The organism is Promicromonospora alba (assembly GCF_042654905.1).
GTDB lineage: Bacteria > Actinomycetota > Actinomycetes > Actinomycetales > Cellulomonadaceae > Promicromonospora > Promicromonospora alba.
The window spans coordinates 862,515-883,015 of sequence record NZ_JBHSFI010000005.1 but is presented as its reverse complement, the minus strand read 5'-3'; the positions used below and the strand labels follow the sequence as shown (position 1 = coordinate 883,015).

The following is a 20,501-nucleotide window of genomic DNA, read 5'->3' as shown; positions in this document are numbered from 1 at the left end:
GGGGGACAGGCGCTCTACTTCGGCAGTCCAGGGGTGGGTTACTCCGAAGGGGTCAGGGAGCCGTCCGAGCTGAAGACCAGGCCCAGAGTGACCTCGCCCTGCTGGAGGGCGCTCTTGGTCAGCGGGCCGCCGGCGTCGAGCGAGCGGAACTCCGCGAACTCCAGACCGTAGGTCTCCTCGAGGCCCGGCTGGCAGAACGGGCGCTCCGTGCACTCCGGCGGGCCGCCGAGCACGAGGCCGCCACAGGCCTCGGCGAGCTCGCTGAGCGACGCGACGCCGTGCTCGTCCGCGAAGGCCTTGGTCACGGCGAACGCGTTCTGGTCCTGAGCGGGGGAGGGCTGGCCGAACACGAGGCCGATCTCCTCGCCGAGCCCGGTGAGCGCCTCGACGGTGCCGTCCAGGTCGCTGCTGGCCACCGCCTCGGCGTCGGCCCCGTTGACGTCCTTGTTGATGAACTCCGTGAGTGTGCCCACGTACTCGGGGATGATCTGGACCTGCTTGCCGTCCTCCAGTGCGGGGAGGTAGGTCTCGCGGTTGCCGATGGTGGTGACCTCGGCGTCGTACCCGGCGGCGTTCAGCACCGTCGCGTAGATGGTGCCGAGCGTGGCGCTCTCCGCGAAGTCCGCGGCGCCGATGACGATCTTGCCGCTGCCGCTCTGCTCGGGGGCGTCGAGACCGGCGTCGGCCACGAACTCCTCCGCGACCTCCTTGGAGGTGCGGCGGTCGACGTCCACCGCCTTGTTCAGGCTGATGAGTGTGTCGGTGTCGAGCGCTGCCGAGACCGAGTCCAGGAGCGGCACGATGGTGTCGTCACCCTCCACGGCCGCCGCGTTGATCGCCGGGATGATGTTGTCCACGGTCTGCAGCCGCTTGTCGTCGTCGAGCACCACCAGCTCGTCGCCGGGGACCGCTTCGCAGGCCGCGACGCTGCTGCCGCCCGTCGAGGTGCTGCTGCCGCCGCTCCCTCCGGCGGATCCCGGCTCGCCGCAGGCGGTGAGGAAGGTGAGGCCGACGACGGCGACCGCCGCGCCGAGCGCCCGGGGCAGGGATAGATGCGTACGGGGGAACTTCATCGATGTCTCCGAACGTGGGTGACGTACAACTGTTCTACGGCTTCGATCGATCCCATTCGACCCCGGCGGGCCGACTATGGCAAGGGATACACACGCTCGTGAGAATGTCGTTACATCCGGTTCGCCCCGGCCCGCCCGGCCGCGCCGGTGTCCCGGGACCGGGCGCCGAACGAACCGGACAGGAGCACGGCGCTGCGCCGGGTGAAGAACCGTCCGAGGCCCGCCGCGAGCGCGTTGCCCCGGCCCGAGACGATGCTCGGCCGGCGGTTTCCGCGGTCCAGCGAGCGCATGCCCGTCTCGACCACCTGCTCGGGTGTCTGGTAGCTGCCGTTGTAGGCGCCGCCGGACAGGTCGTCGAAGAACTCGGTGCGGGTCAGCCCGGGGGCGAGCGACAGGACGCGGAGGCCGCTCGACCGTGACTCGAACCAGAGTGCCTCGGTGAAGCTCAGGACGAAGGCCTTGCAGGCCGCGTAGACGGCCATGTCGGGCGAGGGCGCGTAGGCGGCGACGCTCGCGACGTTGACCAGGATCCCGCGGCCCTCCTGCCGGAGCGGCTCGATGAAGGCGCGCGAGATGTCGACGAGGTTCGCGACGTCGACGGCGATCTCGTCCTGCAGCCGGTCCGGGTCCTCCTCGTGGAACGGCCCGTCGGTGCCGAAGCCGGCGTTGTTGACGAGTCCGGTCACGGTGAGGCCGCGTGCCGCCACCTCGCCGGCGAGGGCCTGCCCGGCTCCGCGCCGGCTGAGGTCGAGAGCGATCGGGGTCGCGCGCACGCCGTGGTCGCGTTCGAGCTCGTTCGCGAGCTCCCGCAGCCGGTCGAGGCGGCGGGCGACCAGGATCACGTCGGAGCCGCGCTTCGCGAGGGCTCGTGCGAAGGCGGCGCCGATCCCGGAGCTGGCGCCCGTGACGATCGTGGTCTGTGCGGTGAAGTCGATGTCAGCCATGACTGCACCGTACGCAGGTTGTTGCACCAAGTGCAAGTAATCGCACCGCGGGTAAGATCTGGCCATGGACGCGAAGCCAGATACCCCGACCCTGCGTGAGCGGACGCGCCGGGCAGTCCACGCCGAGATCACGAACACGGCGCTGCGCCTGTTCGCCGAGCAGGGCTTCGACGCGACCACCGTCGACCAGATCGCGGCGGCGGCCGGGATCTCGAGGCGGTCGTTCTTCCACTACTTCGGGAGCAAGGAAGACGTCGTCATGGGCGACCTCGAGGCGCTCGGTCGCCGGGTGCGCGACGCACTCGAGGCGCGCCCGGCGACCGAGTCCGCGTGGGAGGCCCTGCGTGAAGCGCTCAAGACCCTGCAGGGCCCCGACACCGACGCCGTGACCCAGCTCGAGATCGCGGGCATGTACGCCGACGCACCCTCGCTGCGGGCGAAGCACCTCGAGAAGCATCTGCGCTGGCAGGAGCTGTTCGCCCCCGACATCGAGCGGCGGCTCGGCATCACCCCCGGCCCGACGGCGGACCCGCGCGCCCGCGCGATCATCGCCGCGGCGCTCGCCTGCCTCGACATCGCCGTCGACGCGTGGCACGAGTCGGGCGGCACCGCGGATCCCGTGGAGCTGTTCGACGCGGCGGTCGCCGCGGTCCGCGCGTAGGCCTCAGGCCTAGGGCCCGGGCCGGGGCGCCCGCCGGCGCCTAGCGCGCGCTCGCGCGCAGCGGGGCCGGCGTGGCCAGGCGCTGCCCGATCGCCAGCACCATGTCGATCGCGAGGCAGAGCACCGCGACCACGACGCCGCCCGCGAGCACCTCGCCGTACCGCTGCGTCCCCATGCCGAGCGCGATGATCTGGCCCAGTCCGCCTCCGCCGACGAGCGCCGCGAGCGGGATGGTGGCGACCACCTGCACGATGGTGGTGCGCAGCCCGGCGGCGACGAGGGTGGTGGCGAGCGGCAGCTCGACCTGCAGCAGGATGCGCCCGTCGCTCATGCCCATGCCGCGTGCCGCGTCGCGGGCGTCGGGATCGGCGCCGCGCACCCCCTCGTAGGTGTTCACCAGCAGCACGGGCACCGCGAAGAACGCGGCGGCGATGACGGTCGCGGTGTTGCCGAACAGCCCGCCCGCGGCGAGCAGCAGGATGATGCCGAGCGTCGGCATCGCCCGGGAGGCGTTGGTGAGCCAGACGACGAGGCCGGCTCCCCGCCCGCTGTGCCCGAGCCAGGCGCCGACCGGGATCGCGACCGCGGACGCCACCGCGACGGCGATGGCGGTCATCGCCAGGTGCTCGCCGGTCAGCTCGAGCACGCCGCCGGGCTCGGTCCAGGTCAGGGGGTCGTTGAGCCACACGAGGGCTTCGTCGACGACGCCGGTGGGGCCGCTCATGACGTCCTCCTGCGCAGCCAGGGGGTCAGGGCTCTGCCGGCCGCCCACAGGGCGAGGTCCAGCACGAGAGCGAGCAGGATGGTCGCCAGCGTGGCGGTCATGATCTCGGCCCGGTAGGAGTTGTTGCGGAAGCCCTGGAACATGATCTGCCCCAGCCCGCCGTACCCGACCACGACGCCGACGGTCACCAGCGCGACGCTGGACACCGTGGCGAGCCGCAGCCCGGCGATGATGCTCGGCAGCGCGCTCGGCATGGCCACCTGGACGAGCAGCCTGCCGGACCCGTAGCCCAGGCCGCGGGCGGCGTCGAGGACGGCGGGGTCCACCGTGGCGAGGCCGGCCACCGTGTTGCGCAGGATGATGAGCAGCGCGTAGACCACCAGGCCCACCAGGACGGGCGGGCGGCCGATCCCGAGCACCGGCGCCAGGATCGCGAACAGCGCGAGGGACGGCACCGTGTACAGGACGGCCGCCGTGCCGACGACCGGCCCGGACAGCCAGCGGAACCGGGAGACCAGCACCCCCAGCGGGATGGCGATGGCCGCGGAGATCGCGACGGCCTCGATGGTCAGCCCCGCGTGCTCGACCGTCCGCTCCCACAGCACGGGTGCGTTGTCGATCACGTAGGACCAGGAGAACCAGGGGTTGCCGGGCATGCCTCCGAACCTACCGCGTGCGACCCGGTAGGTTCGGAGGCATGGCTGCCCGCACCGTGATCGAGCTGGATTCCGTCCGCAAGGCGTACGGGGACGGCACCGTCGCCGTCGAAGGACTGAGCCTCGCCGTGCGCGAGCACGAGGTGCTCGCGCTGGTCGGCCCGTCGGGCTGCGGCAAGTCCACCACGCTGCGCATGGTGAACCGCCTGGTGGAGCCGACGTCGGGCAGGATCCTGCTCGACGGCGAGGACGTCACCACCACCGACCCCGTGGCGCTGCGGCGCCGCATCGGCTACGTGATCCAGAACGTCGGGCTGTTCCCGCACCGCACGGTCGAGGCGAACATTGCGACGGTGCCCGGCCTGCTGGGCTGGGACCGCAGGCGCACGCGGGCGCGCGTCGCCGAGCTGCTCGACCTGGTGGGCCTGCCCGCAGCGACCTACGCGAAGCGGTACCCGCACGAGCTGTCCGGCGGCGAGCGGCAGCGCATCGGCGTGGCCCGCGCCCTGGCCACCGACCCGCCGGTGCTGCTGATGGACGAGCCCTTCGGCGCCGTCGACCCGGAGTTCCGGCGGCACCTGCAGGCGGAGTTCCAGCGCATCCAGCGCGAGACCGGGACCACCGTGATCCTCGTGACGCACGACATCGACGAGGCGGCACGCCTCGGCGACCGGATCGCCGTGCTCACCCGCGGCGGCAAGCTCGAGCAGATCGCGAGCCCGCTCGCGGTGCTGGCCCACCCTGCGTCCGACCGGGTGCGGGACTTCACCGGCGAGGGCGCCGCCTCCCGCATGCTCGCGCTCGCGAGCGTGCAGACCGCCGACCTGGAGGGCGCTGAGCGGATCGTCCAGCCCGCGCCGGCGCCCGTACGGCTGGGCGCGCGCCTGACCGACGCGTTCGAGGCGGTCGCCGCGCTGCCCGGCTCCGCGATGGGCCGGGTGCCGGTCGTGGGCGAGTCGGGCGACGTCGTCGGCTCGCTCACCGCCGACGGCATCCTCGGCGCGCTGCGCCGGGCCGCGGACGCCGCTGGAGCTGAGCCGGGCGTCCAGGACGCCGCGGACCGCGCGGACGACGTCCCCGAGGACGCGCCCGGCCGCGAGCCCGCAGTGTGACCGACGCCCCTCCGCCCGTGGCGTCCGGCGCGGGACCCGGCCTGACCCGTCCCGATAGTCTCGGGGCGTGACCAACGCCCGCGTAGCCCTCGCGACCTGCTCCCAGCTGCCCGACCTCGACACGGACGACGTGCCGCTGATCGCCGCCCTGGCGCAGCGCGGCGTGACCGCCGAACCCGCCGTGTGGGACGACCCCGCCGTGGACTGGTCCATCTACGACCTCGTCCTGGTCCGCTCCACCTGGGACTACTCGCCGCGCCACGACGAGTTCCTGGCGTGGGCGCGCTCGCTGCCCAAGGTGGCCAACTCCGTCGACGTCATCGAGTGGAACACGGACAAGCGCTACCTGCGTGACCTCGAGGCCGCCGGGATCCCCGTGATCCCCACGATCTGGCTCGACCCCGCCCGGCACCTGTCCAAGCGCGCCGTGCACACCCGCATGCCCGCGTTCGGCGACTTCGTGGTCAAGCCCGTCGTCAGCGCCGGCGCCAAGAACACCGGCCGCTACCAGCCCGTGTCCGCGCAGTCGCGGGCCAAGGCCATCGCGCACGCCGTCCGCCTGCTCGACGACGGCCGCTGGGTGATGATCCAGCCCTACGTCACCTCGGTCGACACCGCCGGCGAGACGTGCCTGATCTTCATCGACGGCGAGCTCACCCACGCCGTCCGCAAGAACGCGCTGCTCACCGGCCCTGCCGAGGACACCAGCGAGCTCTACGCGGAGGAGGAGAAGGAGGCGTTCGAGGCCACGCCCGCCCAGATCGACGTGGCGGAGCGCGCGCTCGCCGTGGCCCGGGAGGCCACCGGCGCCGAGTTCACCTATGCGCGCGTCGACCTGGTCTCGGGCGACGACGGCGTCCCCATGGTGATCGAGCTGGAGCTCACCGAGCCGTCGCTCTGGATGAAGTACGGCACGGGCGTCGAGGAGAAGCTCGCTGACGCCGTGGTGAAGCTGCTGGGCTGAGTGCGCGGCGCCGGCGGCATCCGGCAACGACAAAGGGCCCCTCACCTGAGTGAGGGGCCCTTCGTATGGGGTGAGCGACGGGACTTGAACCCGCGGCCCTCGCGACCACAACGCGATGCTCTACCAGCTGAGCTACGCCCACCATGCTCGCCGATTGTGGACCGGCGACCGTCGAAAAGCATACATGGTCGACAGCCCCGGACCGAACTGAAAACTACGGGGCGAGCTGCTTCGTGACGGACGTCTCGGCGATGCGCTGTGCCGCGGCGCGCGAGGTCGCCGTGTCAGGGCCCGGGTGGGCAGGGAACAGGACCTCGCGGTAGTAGCGCAGCTCGTCGATCGACTCGAGGATGTCGGCGAGCGCACGGTGCCCGCCGCCCTTCTTCGGCGACGCGAAGTAGACGCGCGGGTACCAGCGGCGGGCCAGCTCCTTGATCGACGACACGTCGACGATCCGGTAGTGCAGGTGCTCCACGAGCTCGGGCATGTGCAGGTCGAGGAACGTCTTGTCCGTGCCGACCGAGTTGCCGGCCAGGGGCGCCTTGCGTGGCTCCGGTACCCACTCGCGGACGTAGGCCAGGATCTGCGCCTGCGCCTCCTCGAGGGTCAGCCCCTCGTCCAGCTCGTCGAGCAGGCCGGACGTGGTGTGCATGGTGCGCACGAAGTCGTTCATCTGGGCCAGTGCCTCGGCGGGAGGCTTGACGAGGACATCGACACCGGTGCCCAGGACGTTGAGGTCGGAGTCGGTGACGATCGCGGCGACCTCGACGAGCGCGTCAGCGCGCAGGTCCAGGCCGGTCATCTCACAGTCGATCCAGACGATGCGCTCGTTGGGGTTGGGAAGGCTCACGCCGCTCAGCCTATTGCGTCCGGAGCAGGGGAGTTACGCGGTGGGCGGTCAAGGAGGACAGTCCGGGCAAATAGTCCGGGCAAACAGTCCGGGCAAAACAGAAGGCCCTCCCGCAGGCCGACCGAGTGGTCGTCCGAGGAAGGGCCAGGATGTTCGACGACGGCGCCGGCGCGCCGGAGCCGGTCAGATCAGGCGGAGTCGCTTGGTGCGCTTGGCGGTGCGACGCTCGGAACGCTCGCGGAGCGCGCGCGCCTGGGCTCCGGAGACCTCCGCGCGGCGGGCGATCTCGGCGACCTGTGCGCGGCCGATGTCGTACGCGGTCTGGGCATGCATGTGTCTGGTCCTTCCAGGGGTGGGGAGAGGGTGACGGTGCGGTGGGGCGTACCGGCCGGGTCGCGGCTCGGCGCCTCGCACTGTTTCCGTCGTGTTACATCATCCCTGATCGTGGAAATCCCGCGCAAGCCGGACAGGGGTGACGTGCAGCACCCTTCCGCAGGTCAGGGCGCTGCGGAGCCACGTAGAGAGGGTCGCGTCCGGGCGATCAGCGGTCGTGAGACGCCGAAGCAGAGCGGGTGCTGTGCACGCGCTCTGCTTCGGGGGGTCGAGGGGCGCCGGTTACCGGGTGGAACCCGGCCGGCGCCGCGGGGGTCATGCCGACCGCACGCGCAGGGCGGGAACCCGTGCGCGGCTGTTGGTGTCGCGTGCGGCGCCGGCCTCGGCCGTGCGTCGCTTCTGCTCCAGGCGGAGCGTTCGTGAACGCCGGTTCTCGTCGGCGTCGCGGAGGCGGTCCCGGTGAAGGGTGAGCGCCAGGTCGTACTCGGTATGCACGTGAGTGCCTTTCGTGACGCTGGATGTGCCGGTCTCCCGACATGGGTCTGGCCGGACCCTTTCCACCGCCCGGTATGGGACCGGACGGACGTCACCGCGGTGTGCCTTGAGCCTCCCAGGTGACACCCGGTCAGCGCACGGCTTTTTATCCGAGCAGGTCAGAGGCCCGGGTCACAGGGGTGACCCGGGCCTCTGCCAAGACCTGTCAGGCCTCGCCCGGGAGCGCTTTCCGGATGACCAGCCGCGTCCAGGCGCCGATGAAGACCCGGTCGCTCTCCTCGATCTCCCGGCGGACGCCCTGCGTCAGCGGGACGTCCGGCAGGGGGTCGCCGGTGGCGGCGACGAACGTGCCGTTCGACGAGCCCAGGTCCTCGACCCACCAGCGCAGCCCGTCGGTGGTCAGCTGGCAGTGCCGCCGGGACACCCCCGGGTCGCTGCCGCAGTCGACGTCGGGCCGGATCCCGCGGGACTGCGACGGCCGCCCCACGAGCAGGCTGCGCTGCCGCAGCGTGACCAGGCCGGGCAGGCCCGCCGACGGCATCGGGTCCTCGGGCTGCTCGTGCGCGTACCAGTCGGGATCGACCCAGATCTCCGCGACCCAGGTGTCGTCGCCCGGCACGGGCGGCGCGCTGAGCCCTCCGCCGCCGGGTGACGGCGCGGGCACGCCCGCCGACGGCGGCGGTGCGCCCTGCGGCGGTGCGCCCTGCGACGGCGTGGCCTGCGACGGCGTGGCCTGCGACGGCGGGTCCAGGGGCGGCGGGGTCGGCGCAGGGGCCGCGGGCGCCGGTGGGCTCGGCTGCTGCGGCGCACTCAGACCGCCCAGGTCCAGGGCGGACGCCGGCGGTGGGGGCGGCGCCGTCGTGCCGGTCGTGAAGTCGTACCCGCAGTTCTCGCAGAACAGCGAGCCGGAGGGGGACAGGTCACCGCAGTTGGGGCAGGTCACGGGGCCGCCGGCCGGGGACTCGGCGGACGAGCTCCCGGCCGACCCGGTCTCGGCGGGCGCGACGGCCGAAGACCCGGCGGGGATCGGCGTGCCGCAGACGTCGCAGTAGTCCGTGGACTGGCTGGTGTGGCCCTCCGGGCAGACGACCGTCATGCGCGCCGTACCCGGGTCGTCTTGGTGGAGGCGGTGTCGAGTGCCATCTCGTCCAGCTTGGCGGTGTTCCGCTTGAGGCGCACGGTGCCCGCCTCCTCGTTGTCCACCTCCACGATCTTCCGCAGGCGCGAGGTCGCGTCGTCGTTGCCGGTCTCGGCGGCGAGCTGGACGGCGCGGCCGAGCTTCACGGTCGCCGTCGCCTCGTCGCCGGCGGCCTTGGCGGCCAGGCCCTCCTGGATGGCCGAGGCGAGCTCCGCCTGGCCGGTGTAGTGCGCCACCTCAGGGCTGATCCGGGCGGTGAGCGTGGAGTCGTCCGACCACTTGGCCTTGACCAGGCCCGACGCCGTCACCTCGTCGCCGACCGCGACCTGCACGCGCGCCGCGAGCTGCTCGGAGCCCACCGGCTTGGCCGGCACGCGGACCGCAACGTGGTACTCGCGGGTCTCGTCGGCCCACGCGCCGGTGGGGTAGGCGCTGGTCAGGGCGTTCACCTGCGTGCGGCGGCCGGTGAGGTCGTCCACCTCCGGCGCCACCTGCTTGACGAACAGGACCTCCGAACCCTGGGGCGCCCATACCCGCAGGTCCACCGCGGCGACACCCCGTGCCATGGACTTGCGCACCAGGGCCGAGAAGTCCTCGGCGATGTCCTCCGGCCGGGCGATGAGGTCGACGGTCCCGAGCAGCGCCGTCGAGATCTTGCGCAGCTCCTCCACCACCCACCGGTCGCCGACCCCGCGGGCGTCGCACTGGAAGTGCCCGGTGACGTCGGCGATCATCCGGTCGAGGTGCATGGTCGGCTCGGACTCGTTCTTGCCGTCCGTCAGCAGGATCAGGTGCTTCTGGGCCGCCGGGACCGTGGCGAAGAGGTCGTCGGCGAGGCGCAACCAGGAGGAGATCGCGGTGCCGCCGCTCGCGGACATGGTCGAGATGGCGCGCTTGGCCTCGTTGCGGGCGCCCAGCTCCATGGCCACCATGGGCACGCGCGCGTTGGGGTAGGGGAAGATCCGGGTCGCCACGTGGGAGCCGCCGATGATGGCGAACAGGGTGCCGTCGGGAATCTGGTCCACGGCCACCGCCGCGGCGTGCTTGGCGGCCTCCATGTTGCGGCCCTGCATGGATCCGGAGGTGTCGACGGCGACGATCTCGGCGACGCCGCCCGGACCGCCGGCGCTCACCCCGGCACCGCCGCCGGCGCCCGTGCACGTCACGGACACGACCGCGTGCACGTCGGTGGCGCCGTCGGACAGGAACTCGTTCTGGAAGACCTCGGCGGAGAACTCGGCCACGGTGGCTCCTCTCGGGTAGCGGCAGGCTATCGCTGCTCGGTGACAGTGGGGGAGACGCGGGCGAGCGCCGCGGTGATGTTGTCCCGCCCGCCCTGTGCGTTGGCCCAGCGCACGAGCGCCGCGGCCGTGGCGTGCGGGTCGCCGGAGGTGGCGAACCGGCGCACGAGCTCGTCCATCTCGTGCGCGTCGGAGCAGTAGTTCCAGAGGCCGTCGGAGCACACGAGCAGCCAGCCCGGCCCGGACGGGACGGTCGCGGCGCAGCGGGCGTCCGTGTCCGGGGCGTCCGGGCCGAGCCACCGCGTGATCGCGTGCGCCTGGGGCGACGTCTCGGCCTGGGCGCGCGGCACACCGGCCGCGATCATCTCCTGGGCCCACGAGTCGTCGATGCTGAGCTGCTCCGGCTGGCCCGAGTCCGGCAGCCAGTACACGCGGGAGTCGCCGAGCCAGCCCGCGACGATCAGGTCGTGGTCCACCACCGCGGCCACGAAGGTGCACGACGGCGGGTCGTCCGCCACGTTCTTCCCCTTCGTCGCGGCGAGCTGTTCCGCCGCGCCCCGCACCGCCTGGCCGGCCGCGCGGGAGGCGGCGACCATCGCGTCGGTCCAGCCCGCGATGCGCCGGCTGGTCGCGCCGACCACCGAGCTCGCGCCCTCGGGGCCGTAGGCCACCAGCACGTCCCGCGCGGCGCGGCTCGCGGCGAGCGAGGCGACGTCGGAGTCAGGTGCGCTGGACACGCCGTCGCACACCACGAGGGCTGCGAAGGTACCGCTGGTGGCGAGGGCCATCGCGTCCTCGTTGCGGGGATGCCGCACACCGCGGTCGCAGACCCCGGCCACCCACTCTGCCGGGCGTTCCTCGAAGTGGTCGCGCTCGGACTGGCCGGGGGTGCCGCAGTCGGCGCAGTACCCGTCCGGGGCGATGGTGCCGCCGCAGGCACCGCAGGGCCGCCGGCCGGAGGTGTCGCCGGTCGCCGGGTCGGGGTCCACCACGGTGGGTGCCACGTCGAGGGTCACCTCGGAGGGGACGCTCGCGTCGGAGCTGCCCAGCGGCGTGCCGCAGTTCTCGCAGAACCTGGCGCGGGGCGCCGCGTTCTCTCCGCAGCTGGGACAGCGGACGAGGCTACTGTCGTCGGCACTCATGTCTGGGTAGTTCTCCTTGCCACGTCACGGGGTGTTCAGGTCGGTCGACCGCTCAACGCATGGTCCACCGCCGTACGGAGTTTGCCCGGTCGACGAGCGCCACGCGCTCCGAGCGGTCGTCCGTGAGGTGGGCGAGGGTGCGCAGGGCGAGCTCGAGCCGGTCCCGCAGCTCGGGCTCCGTGGCCTCGGCACCCGCGATCCGCACGCTCGGGTCCGGCCCCTCCTGCGTGACCAGGTCGAGCGCGCCCGATAGGGCGTCGACGGTGACCTCGGCCTTGGGCCGGTCGGGTACGTGGGCGGCGTCGAGCCCTGCGACGGCGTCCGACAGGTCGAGCAGGGTGCGCCGCGCGTCGACGAGGAGCCGGGCCCGCCGCAGGCGGGCGTCGGGGAAGGACCCACGGCTGGGGCTCACCAGGTCGAGCGCGCGCAGGGCACCGTCGAGCTCGCCGCCACCCGCACGCACCCGGGCGAGGCCGAAGGCGGCGGCGCCCGTGTAGTTCGAGTCGGCTCGCGCGATGGTGCCGTACAGCTGCTCGGCGACGCCGGGCTCGCCGGAGATCTCGCAGGCCGTGGCGAGCGCGAGCTTGGGCGCGGGCTCGCCGGGCACCTGCCCGTAGACGGCGTTGAACGACGCGCGGGCAGCGGCGGCGTCGCCCGTCGCGAGGTGGCCGAGGCCCTCCATCCAGGCCGCGCGCCACTCCCACGGGTCGTGCTCCAGGATCTGCGCCACGGTGGCGTGCAGCCGGCCGAGGTCGCCCGCCTCGATGGCGGCCCGCGCCAGGGCGAGCCGCACCTCGACGGTGGCCTCGGTCGCGCCGGCGAGCGCGACCATGCGGGCTGTCGGGTCGGTGACGTTCACGCCGGACAGCCAGGACGCCATCGGGTCGCTGGAGTCCACCTTCAGGTGCGGCAGGTCGTCCCAGGCCAGCGCGCCGTCGGCGCCGTCGAGCGGCGGCACCCCGAACAGGAGCGACTCCGCCGACGTCGTGGCCGTGTAGCCGGGACCCTTGTCGGTGGCGACCACCTCGCGGAGCACACCGAGGAGCTGGACGCGGGCCTCGTCGACCCCGGCGAACCGGTCGGCGGGGTTCGGCGCGCAGGCCTTGGCCAGCCAGCGGTAGAACGAGTCGTACTTCTGGAAGACCGGCGTCTCGGACACCGGCGGGAACGACGCCTGGTACACGGTCGTGTTGCCGCGGAAGTCGAGTACCAGGGATGCCAGGGTGCGGCCCAGCGTGAAGATGTCGGAGGCAACCGACGGCCCGATCTCGGCCACCTCGGGCGCCTGGTAGCCGACGGTGCCGTAGATCGCCGACGTCAGGTCGTTGATGCGGCGCACGCCGCCCATGTCGATCAGCTTGACGCCGTCACCCTGGGCGATGATGTTGTCCGGCTTGAAGTCGCAGTACAGCAGCTCGTGGTCGTGCAGATAGCTGAAGGCGGGCAGCACCTCGAGGATGTACGCGATGGCCTGGTCGACGGGCAGCGGCCGTGCCTGCCCGCCGTCCTGGTCGCGGCGCTCCTTGAGCACGTCCTTGAGCGACTTGCCGCCCACGAACTCCATGACCGTGTAGCCGAGGCCCTCGTGCAGCACGAAGTTGAAGATCTCGACGATGAGCGGGTGCTCGACCTCGGCGAGGAACTGACGCTCCGCGACCGCCGCCTCGTACGCCTCGCGGTCACCCGCGTTGAGCAGGCCCTTGAGCACCACCCAGCGGCCGCTCACGTTGCGGTCGCGGGCCAGGTAGATCCAGCCCAGGCCGCCGTGCGCGAGGCAGCCCACGACCTCGTACTGGCCCGCGAGGAGGTCGCCGGCCTTGAGCGCGGGCGCGAAGTCGTACCGCGCGCCGCAGTGCCCGCAGAACCCGGCGATGCGACCCGGCACACCGTCGCGGGCGCGTCCGACCGGCTGGCCGCACGTGGGGCAGTACCGCTTGCTCTCCGCGAGCTCCGGCGTGGCCATGACGGCCTGCAGCGGGTCGGCGACCGGGGTGTGCGGCACGGTGGTCAGGCCGGCGCCCAGGCGGTGCCCGCGCAGCCGGGTCGACCCGGTGCCCACCCGGCGCGTCTGGTACGTGCCCGACGTCGCCGCGCGCGCCGAGCCCAGCGCCGTGGACGCGAGGCGGGACGAGCTGGTGCGGCCGGTCGACGGCTGGGACATGGCGCCGGGGACAGAGCCCGGGGCAGATCCGGAGGCACGGACGGTGGCCCCGTCCAGGTCCTCGCTGGTCCACGACGCGGCGACCTCGGCGAGCGCCTCGCCGGCGGGGTTGCCCCCGGCGGGCGCGCCGCACACGTCGCAGTAGCCGTCCTCGATGGTGCCGGTGCAGCCGGGCTCGGCGCAGGCCTGTGTCGTCATCGGTGTCCCTCCGGGAGATCACGCACTAGCGTCTCGAGCTGCTCGGTGAAGTGCCGTGCCAGGGCCAGGTCGCAGGGGGTGGCGTCCAGGGCTTCGCGCGCCTCGTCCTCGCCCGCCTTCACGGTGGACGACGCCGCCCGCCCGTTGCCCTGGGCTTTTGTCATCAGCTTCTTGACGCGATAGCGCAGCTCGGCGCGCTCGCGCAGGGGCGCGGTGTAGGCGTCCTCCACCCTCGCCATCGCCCGTTCGACGGCGCCCAGCCGCTGGACGTACGTCTTGAGGTGGTCGGGTTCGGCCGGTACCTCGCCGAGCCGGGCCACGTCCGGGATCGCGAGCCGCGGGGGGTCGGCGATCTCCCGGCGGCAGCGTTCGGCGACCTGGCTGAGCACGGGCGCCCGGTCGGCAAGGGTGGAGCGCAGCGCGACGGCGCGGTCCCGGTCCTTGGCGAGCGACCGGCGCCGGGCGGTGGCGACGATGAGGTCGCGCTCGGTGCGCGCCGTCTCGTCCTCGAGCGCCGCGAGCGGTCCCGTGATGTCGGCGCCGCGGGCGGCGTCGGACCTGAGGCGGGCGAGCCGGTCGCGCAGGCGGGCGACCACCGCGTCGTCCTCGGTGTCGGCAGAGGCGAGCGCGGCGTCCTCTGCCCGGACGAGGCCGGCGGCCAGGGAGCGCAGGCGGGCGGTGACGTCGGCGGCGTGCGGGTCGAAGGAGAGCCGGGCCGCGAGCTGGTCGGCCTGCGCGTCGCACAGGCGCGCGGCGTCGACCAGGGAGAGCAGCGAGGTCGCGGGGTCGCCGCCCAGGCGGCCCCAGATCAGCTGGGACATGCGCTCGCGCGCGACGGCGTCGGCGCGGCCGGAGTCCCACACCGTGACCAGCTCGTCGGTGCGCGTGCGCACCGCCTGCCACAGGGTCAGCGCCAGCACGACGTCGGCGGTGACGCCCTCCGTGCCCGACTGGCGCGCCGCGGAGTCGAGCCGGTCCAGGTCGGCGCGCCGCGCGTCGAGCCAGGCCTGCAGGTCTGACAGGTAGGTCAGGAGGTCCGTGGGTTCCGCGGCGATCCCCAGGGCACCGGGTGGCGCCGGCGCACGCTGGGTCCTGCTCACGGCGTCCGTCCGTACACGGGGCTCGGCGCGGCGGGCGCGGGCCCGAGCGCGTCGCCCAGCCAGCGGTCGTAGGACTCCTCCCACTGCCCGCCGGCGATCATGTCCTCCAGCACGCCGTTGACGAACCGCACCATGTCCGGCTGGTCGGCGGGGATGCCGACGCCGTAGGGCTCGTCGCTCACGGCGTCGCCGACGACCTTCGCGTACGGGTCCTGCGCGGCGAAGCCGGCCAGGACGGTGTCGTCGCCGGTGATGGCGTCCACCTCACCCTGCTGGAACAGGACGAGGCACGTGGTGTGGGTGGCGGCGGGTACCGCCTCGACGCCCTCCCACCCCCCGAGCCGTTCCAGGGTGGTGGTGCCCTCGGGTGCGCAGACCCGCTGCCCCTCGAGGTCGTCGATGCCCGCGACCTTCGAGGTCGAGGGCACGAGCAGCTTCTGGCCCGCGTGGTAGTACTCCGCCGAGAACGCGATGTTCTCCCAGCGGTCGCAGTTGATGGTGAAGGCGCGCGTCACGATGTCGACCTGGTGCTCGGCCAGCACGGTCTCGCGGTCGCCCGACGTGATCACGCGGAACTCGATCTTGTCCGGGTCGCCCAGGATCGCGTCGGCGATCTGCCGGGCCACGTCGATGTCGAAGCCCTCGATGTCGCCGGTGAACGGGTCGCGCGAACCCATGAGCAGGGTGTCGGCCGAGACGCCCACCACGAGGGCACCGTGCTCCCGGATGGCCGCCATGGTCGAGCCGGACGTCACCTCGGGATTGCCCTCAGGGGCCAGCGACGCGACGGCGGGCCGCCCGTCGGCACAGTCCTCGGCGGCGGTCGCGACGCCGGACGCCGTCCCGCCGGTGGCGGCCTTCGGGGCCGACTCCTGCGTGGACTCCTCTGCTACTGCACCCGACCCGGCCACCCCTGCCCCACCGGCCGCGCCGGTGAGCAGGTGTGTCGTCGGTTCGGGCGCGCACGCCGCCGTCATGCCGACGACGGCGAGCGCGACGAGGGCGGCGACCAGCGGTCTGCGAACGGTGCTCATCGGTACTCCTTCAGGCGGACGTTCATCCCGGCGGCAGCGGCCACTGCCCCTGCCACACCGAGCACGAGGGCGATCCAGGCGGCTGCCTGCGTGGTGGTCGCCGCGGAGCCGAGCCGGTCGACGGCCTCCTTGCTGGTGGCCTCGACGTCTTCGTGGGCCCGGTCGGAGAACGCGGCGAAGGCCGCACCCGCCGAGCCGTCCCCGGTGGCCGTCGCGGCCTCGACCGCGTCGTCCCAGCGGCCGCCGTCGTCCAGCTCGCGGATCTCGGCGTGCTTGGCGTCCCACTCGGCGAGCGGCTCCGCGGGGCCGGGGACGCGGGCGCCGACGTCGTTGCCGGACATGGCGTCCTCGGCCTCGTCCAGGAGGACCCGCGCCGCGGCGACCGACGTCTGATAGGACTCCTCGAAGTCCGCGCCCGAGCCGCGCTTGATCAGCGTGAAGGACTCCATCGACTTGGCGTCGGTGGCCAGCGACAGCGCCTCCGACGTCGCGACGGTCGCCGCGTACGGGCCGCTGGCGACCGACCGGGCGACGCCGTTGCCACCCAGCACCGCCGCCACCGTCACGACGCCGCCGACCAGGAGGGCGACGCTCGCGGCCGCCAGCCCGGTGTTCAGGACACGGTGCGTGCGCCGGGCGAGCCAGAGCTGGACGGCGCCCAGCGCCACGAGGGCCAGCAGCACGAACAGGAGCAGCGCCTGGGCGAGGGAGACGGAGCCCATGTCGGCGTCCACCCGCTGCGACGTCGAGACCGCCACCTCGTCGATCGTGGGCAGGACCTCGTCGCGCAACGCGGCCGACGCCTGGTCCAGGTACGCCGCGCCGACCGGGAAGCCCTGCCGGTTGTTCGCGCGCGCGGACTCGACGAGTCCCGCGTACCGCTGCACCGAGTCGGACACGGTGGCGAGGTCCGCCGCCTCCCCGGCACCCCGCGCGGTCGCGGCCAGGGACGGGACGGCCTGCGCGGCCTCGGACAGGCTCGCCTCGTAGCGCTCGCGCGCCTCCGTGGGCTCCAGCCCGCCCACGAGGAACGCGTTGGTCGCGGTCGCGTCGGCCGACACCAGGTCGTTGCGCAGCTCCTGCGTGCCCACCAGCTGGGCCGCGTCACGCTGCGCGTCGTGCAGCGCCGCCGACTGGCCGTTCCCGGCGAGGAACCCGGTGACGCCGAGGAGCAGGCAGGCCACCACTGCGACGGTGGTGGCCAGCGCAAGCTGGCCCGGGGTGAACAACAGCGCCGCCGAGAGGCGGCTGCGCCGACGGAGCAAGACGGTGCTACGCGGCCCGGGAACCTCGCCGGGATCAGGGTCGGGCGCGGCCGGATTCGTCGTCGTCGGGGCGGTCACGCGGTGGCCTCGCTGTCTGTACCGATGTCCACGACATCCTCCAGGTCCTCTGGGACCAGCGTGCGCAGCTGGTCCAGCGTCGGTCGTTCAACGTCCCGCAGGCGCCAGGCGTGCCGGGCGATCGCGGAATCGAGCACATTGCGGGCCCAGCGCCCGTTGCCGAAACCCTCGCCGCGCGCCTGGTCGGCAGCGAGGCGGTCAAAACGTTCCAGCGTCTCCGGTTGCGGCTCGAAGTCGGCGGACCGCGTCATGCTCTCGAAGATCCGGCGCAGCTCGTCGGCGGAGTAGTCGTCGAACGTGATGGTGCGCGCGAACCGGCTCTCGAGGCCCGGGTTGGTGCCCACGAACCGGGCCATCGGGCCCGGGTAGCCCGCCACGATCACGACGAGGTCGTCGCGGTGGTCCTCCATGTCCTTGACCAGGGTGTCGACGGCCTCACGGCCGTACTGGTCCTCGGCCAGGGCGTAGGCCTCGTCGATGAACAGGACGCCGCCCAGGGCGCGCTGGACCACTGCCGTCGTCTTCTCGGCGGTCTGGCCCAGGTAGCCGGCGACCAGCTCGGAGCGGTCGACCTCGACCAGGTGGCCCTTGTCGAGCAGGCCGAGCGCGCGGTAGATCCCGGCGACCAGGCGGCCGACCGTGGTCTTGCCTGTGCCGGGGTTGCCTACGAAGACCAGGTGGCGCGTGAGCGTCGGGGCGCTCAGGCCTGCTTCGCCGCGGAGGCGTTCTATGCGGAGGAGCTCTGTCTGACGGCGGATCTCGTCCTTGACTCGGCTCAGTCCGGTGAGTTCGTCGAGCTCTTTGAGTAGTTCTTCGAGGGTTTGCTCGGGCTCGGGCTCGGGGGAGTCGGCTGGGGCGGCCGCGGGGTCCGAGATACCGCGCCGGGATGCGTTCACGGGCCCCAGGGGGCCCTCCACTTCGGGAAGGAATACATCCCGGCGCGGTATCTCGGACCCCGCGGCCTTGCTTGTCAGGTCACCTGAGGTGGCGGGCTTCTTGTCCAGGTCTGGGGTGGGTGGCAGGGGGTGTGCCGTCGTCCGTGTCTGGGGCGACTGTGCCTTGTCGCGGCCGGCGGCTGCGCTGCGGTGGACTGCCTTGGTGCCCTCGGCCGCGGCTATGGCGCTGATGCTGGGGTCGCCCAGGGTGGCTGCTGCGTCCACCACCGCTGCCAGCGCTTCTGCGTACTGCTGTGCGTGGGGGGAGTCGCTGGTGATGAGGTCCGTGAGGAGCTCTGTTGGGGCGCCGCGCCAGCGGCGGGCGCTGACCGCGTCGTCGAAGAACGGCTGCAGGCCGGACGACGTCGCGCGGCCCGTTGCCGCCAGCCAGTCCGCCGGGGCGCCGGGGGAGGACTCGGCTACTGCCGCCGCCAGGCGTTCGGCCTCGGTGCGTGCGGCAGCGGCGCTCAGGCCGGCGGCGGTGGCTGTTGCGGCGAGGGCGTCCAGGGCGGCGGCCAGCGCCGTCGTGGTCATGGTGCTTCCAGGGGAGTGGGGCCCGATGCCTGGCCCTGGCCTGATGTTCCGGGGGCGGGCGATCCCGCGCCGGGCAGAGAACCCGGGAGGTTCAGGGTTGACGGCGTGCCGAACTTTTCTTCGAGGAAGCGGCCGTGGGCGACGAGGGCTACGGCGTCGGCTCGGGAGACGGCGTCGGAGATCTTGTCGATGGTGGCGCCCAGGAGGTCGAGCTGGTCGCACAGGATCATGAGCGACGTCTTGCCGCGGTCCACGACGCGCCGGTCGGCGAAGTCGCGCGGGAGGCGCAGGTAGGCGTCGACCGCCTCGGGCAGGTAGCTCGTCGCGGTGGCGACGACGGTATGCGCCTGCTGGGAGCCGGCGCCCAGCCGGTCCAGGCGGGGCGCCATCTCGTGCACGGTCTCGGCGACGCGCCGCACCCGGGCGGTGACGGCGGCCGGCGCCTTGCCGGACGTGCGGGCCAGGACGGCGTCGACCGACGTCACTATCTGCTCGGTCGTGGGCGGGGCCGGGATCAGGGCCGGCCGCGCCTCTTCCTCGGCGCGCCCGCCGCCGAAGAGACGCCGCCACCAGCTCATGCCTGCCTCCGAGCCTGCGGTCACGGGGTGGTGAGGTCGAGAGAACCGCTCGCCACGCCGTCGGTGTTGGTGCGTCGTGCCCGCTCCACGTACTGGGAGGCCTTGGTGGTCTCGGTCTGCAGCACGCCGATGGTCTGCGACATCGAGTCGAGCGCCCGGACCTTGAAGTCGCTGATCGAGTCCATGGTGGCGTAGATGTTCGCGAACGCGGACTGCAGCTGCTCGATGCCGACGGTCGAGCTCGAGGCCTGCTCCTGGATGGTCGCCGACTGGTCGGCGAGCATCTTGGAGGTCGAGGCGATCATGTTCGACGTCGTCGTGTTCAGCGCGCCGATCTGGTCGAGCACGAGCTTCTGGTTGGCGAGCGCCTGCGCCACGATGACGGCGGTGCGCAGCGCGGAGACCGTCGTCGTCGTGGCCCGGTCGACGCCCTTGGTGAGCTCGACGTTGTTCTTGATGATGATGTCGATCGCAAGATAGCCCTGGATCGAGACGGCGAGCTGGGTGAGCAGGTCCTGGTGCTTCTGGCGCACGTAGAACAGGACGTCCTCGGACAGCGCCTTGGCCCGCTCGGGCTCGGCGATCTGGAGCTCGGCGATCTTCGCGGAGAGCTGGGCGTCGAGCCGCTCGGCCACGTAGATGTACTGGTTGAGCCGCGCCATCGTGTCCCAGAGGTTCTGCTTCTCCAGGTTGAGCGCGGCGTTGTCCTTGCGGAGCTCGTCCTGGCCGTTGTAGAGGGCCTGGATGATGGCGTTGAGCTGGCCCTGCGCGGACTCGTAGCGGCGGAAGTAGTCCTGCAGCTTGTCGCCGAACGGGATGATCCCGAGGATCTTGCGGCCGACGCTCGCCTCGGACGGGTCAAGGTCCTCGACGGTGCGGCGCAGCTCCAGCAGGGTCTGGCCCACCTTGGAGCCGTCGGCGAGGCCGCCCTCCTTCAGGGCCCGGACGGGCGTGGCGAGCAGCCGGTTGCTGGAGTCCGCGGCCTGCCGGATGTCCTGGTCGCCCATGGTGCGCACGTCGTCGGCGCGCTTGGCGAACTCGGGGCTCTTGGTGTCGGCGCTCAGCAGGCCGTCCAGGTAGGTGGCCACCTTCTGGTCGAGCGCGGGCGCGACGGCGGGGTCCACCTTCGGAGCCATCTTGGGGGCCTGCGTGGCCGCGACGGCCTGAACCGGGTCGGGCGCGCTCAGCACGAGGGGCTCGGCTGCGGGAGCAGGCGGTTGAAGCGGCATCGGCTCGGTCATCGGTGCTCCTCGTGATAGGGCGTCCGAACCCGGCGAGTATATGC

Annotated in this window: 20 protein-coding genes and 1 tRNA gene; 3 read left to right on the top strand and 18 right to left on the bottom strand. The window is 72.8% G+C overall.

The window, feature by feature from the left end; translation table 11 throughout:
• Nucleotides 1-38 precede the first annotated feature (38 nt).
• Together ACFO6V_RS18865 and ACFO6V_RS18860 are read right to left on the bottom strand one after the other, a co-directional pair.
• Nucleotides 39-1,073, bottom strand: coding sequence for a glycine betaine ABC transporter substrate-binding protein (locus ACFO6V_RS18865; protein ID WP_377137902.1), 1,035 nt, complete (start codon nucleotides 1,071-1,073; stop codon nucleotides 39-41).
• A 110-nt stretch (nucleotides 1,074-1,183) separates the two neighbouring features.
• Entirely contained in the window at nucleotides 1,184-2,017 is an 834-nt protein-coding gene (locus ACFO6V_RS18860; protein ID WP_377137900.1) for an SDR family NAD(P)-dependent oxidoreductase, read from the bottom strand.
• 64 nt (nucleotides 2,018-2,081) lie between these two features.
• Here ACFO6V_RS18860 and ACFO6V_RS18855 point away from each other — a divergent pair, with 64 nt between their 5' ends.
• The gene (locus ACFO6V_RS18855; RefSeq protein ID WP_377137898.1) at nucleotides 2,082-2,678 is read left to right on the top strand and encodes a TetR/AcrR family transcriptional regulator; all 597 of its coding nucleotides are present in this window, start codon (nucleotides 2,082-2,084) and stop codon (nucleotides 2,676-2,678) included.
• 40 nt (nucleotides 2,679-2,718) lie between these two features.
• Here ACFO6V_RS18855 and ACFO6V_RS18850 read toward each other — a convergent pair whose 3' ends face one another.
• Together ACFO6V_RS18850 and ACFO6V_RS18845 are read right to left on the bottom strand one after the other, a co-directional pair.
• Entirely contained in the window at nucleotides 2,719-3,402 is a 684-nt protein-coding gene (locus tag ACFO6V_RS18850) for an ABC transporter permease (RefSeq protein ID WP_377137896.1), read from the bottom strand.
• Nucleotides 3,399-4,058, bottom strand: coding sequence for an ABC transporter permease (locus ACFO6V_RS18845; protein WP_116674119.1), 660 nt, complete (start codon nucleotides 4,056-4,058; stop codon nucleotides 3,399-3,401). The genes ACFO6V_RS18850 and ACFO6V_RS18845 overlap by 4 nt, the downstream gene beginning before the upstream one ends.
• 41 nt (nucleotides 4,059-4,099) lie before the next feature.
• On the opposite strand from ACFO6V_RS18845, the gene ACFO6V_RS18840 reads away from it, so the two are divergent.
• On the top strand, nucleotides 4,100-5,170 hold the full coding sequence (locus ACFO6V_RS18840) for an ABC transporter ATP-binding protein (RefSeq protein ID WP_377137893.1): 1,071 nt from the start codon (nucleotides 4,100-4,102) through the stop codon (nucleotides 5,168-5,170).
• Between the two features lie 67 nt (nucleotides 5,171-5,237).
• Entirely contained in the window at nucleotides 5,238-6,134 is an 897-nt protein-coding gene (locus tag ACFO6V_RS18835; RefSeq protein WP_377137891.1) for an ATP-grasp domain-containing protein, read from the top strand.
• A gap of 66 nt (nucleotides 6,135-6,200) precedes the next feature.
• Here the strand turns inward: ACFO6V_RS18835 and ACFO6V_RS18830 are convergent.
• From ACFO6V_RS18830 to ACFO6V_RS18765, 14 genes are all read right to left on the bottom strand, one after another.
• Nucleotides 6,201-6,276: transfer RNA gene (locus ACFO6V_RS18830), tRNA-His, on the bottom strand.
• 72 nt (nucleotides 6,277-6,348) lie between these two features.
• Nucleotides 6,349-6,984 (bottom strand): oligoribonuclease, encoded by a 636-nt coding sequence (gene orn / locus ACFO6V_RS18825; protein ID WP_377137889.1) that lies wholly within the window; start codon nucleotides 6,982-6,984, stop codon nucleotides 6,349-6,351.
• Nucleotides 6,985-7,167: 183 nt separating this feature from the next.
• A complete protein-coding gene (locus ACFO6V_RS18820) occupies nucleotides 7,168-7,317 on the bottom strand; it encodes a hypothetical protein (RefSeq protein WP_377137887.1) in 150 nt (49 codons plus the stop codon).
• A 315-nt stretch (nucleotides 7,318-7,632) separates the two neighbouring features.
• Nucleotides 7,633-7,812 carry a hypothetical protein gene (locus tag ACFO6V_RS18815; RefSeq protein WP_377137885.1) on the bottom strand — a complete coding sequence of 60 codons (180 nt, stop codon included), beginning with the start codon at nucleotides 7,810-7,812 and terminating at the stop codon, nucleotides 7,633-7,635.
• Between the two features lie 205 nt (nucleotides 7,813-8,017).
• Nucleotides 8,018-8,908, bottom strand: a complete 891-nt coding sequence (locus tag ACFO6V_RS18810; protein ID WP_377137883.1) for an FHA domain-containing protein — start codon at nucleotides 8,906-8,908, stop codon at nucleotides 8,018-8,020.
• Nucleotides 8,905-10,194 carry a VWA domain-containing protein gene (locus tag ACFO6V_RS18805; protein WP_377137881.1) on the bottom strand — a complete coding sequence of 430 codons (1,290 nt, stop codon included), beginning with the start codon at nucleotides 10,192-10,194 and terminating at the stop codon, nucleotides 8,905-8,907. Before ACFO6V_RS18805 ends, ACFO6V_RS18810 begins: the two co-directional genes overlap by 4 nt.
• 26 nt (nucleotides 10,195-10,220) lie before the next feature.
• Nucleotides 10,221-11,333 (bottom strand): PP2C family serine/threonine-protein phosphatase, encoded by a 1,113-nt coding sequence (locus tag ACFO6V_RS18800; RefSeq protein WP_377137879.1) that lies wholly within the window; start codon nucleotides 11,331-11,333, stop codon nucleotides 10,221-10,223.
• Nucleotides 11,334-11,385: 52 nt separating this feature from the next.
• Nucleotides 11,386-13,692 (bottom strand): serine/threonine-protein kinase, encoded by a 2,307-nt coding sequence (locus ACFO6V_RS18795; RefSeq protein ID WP_377137877.1) that lies wholly within the window; start codon nucleotides 13,690-13,692, stop codon nucleotides 11,386-11,388.
• Entirely contained in the window at nucleotides 13,689-14,792 is a 1,104-nt protein-coding gene (locus tag ACFO6V_RS18790) for a hypothetical protein (protein WP_377137875.1), read from the bottom strand. Before ACFO6V_RS18790 ends, ACFO6V_RS18795 begins: the two co-directional genes overlap by 4 nt.
• Nucleotides 14,789-15,826, bottom strand: coding sequence for a glutamate ABC transporter substrate-binding protein (locus ACFO6V_RS18785; protein WP_377137873.1), 1,038 nt, complete (start codon nucleotides 15,824-15,826; stop codon nucleotides 14,789-14,791). Before ACFO6V_RS18785 ends, ACFO6V_RS18790 begins: the two co-directional genes overlap by 4 nt.
• Nucleotides 15,823-17,169, bottom strand: a complete 1,347-nt coding sequence (locus ACFO6V_RS18780; RefSeq protein ID WP_377137871.1) for a hypothetical protein — start codon at nucleotides 17,167-17,169, stop codon at nucleotides 15,823-15,825. Before ACFO6V_RS18780 ends, ACFO6V_RS18785 begins: the two co-directional genes overlap by 4 nt.
• Nucleotides 17,166-18,638, bottom strand: coding sequence for an AAA family ATPase (locus tag ACFO6V_RS18775; RefSeq protein ID WP_377137869.1), 1,473 nt, complete (start codon nucleotides 18,636-18,638; stop codon nucleotides 17,166-17,168). Before ACFO6V_RS18775 ends, ACFO6V_RS18780 begins: the two co-directional genes overlap by 4 nt.
• On the bottom strand, nucleotides 18,635-19,216 hold the full coding sequence (locus ACFO6V_RS18770; protein ID WP_377137867.1) for a hypothetical protein: 582 nt from the start codon (nucleotides 19,214-19,216) through the stop codon (nucleotides 18,635-18,637). Before ACFO6V_RS18770 ends, ACFO6V_RS18775 begins: the two co-directional genes overlap by 4 nt.
• A 20-nt stretch (nucleotides 19,217-19,236) precedes the next feature.
• Nucleotides 19,237-20,457 (bottom strand): toxic anion resistance protein, encoded by a 1,221-nt coding sequence (locus tag ACFO6V_RS18765; protein ID WP_377137865.1) that lies wholly within the window; start codon nucleotides 20,455-20,457, stop codon nucleotides 19,237-19,239.
• Between the last annotated feature and the right edge of the window lie 44 nt (nucleotides 20,458-20,501).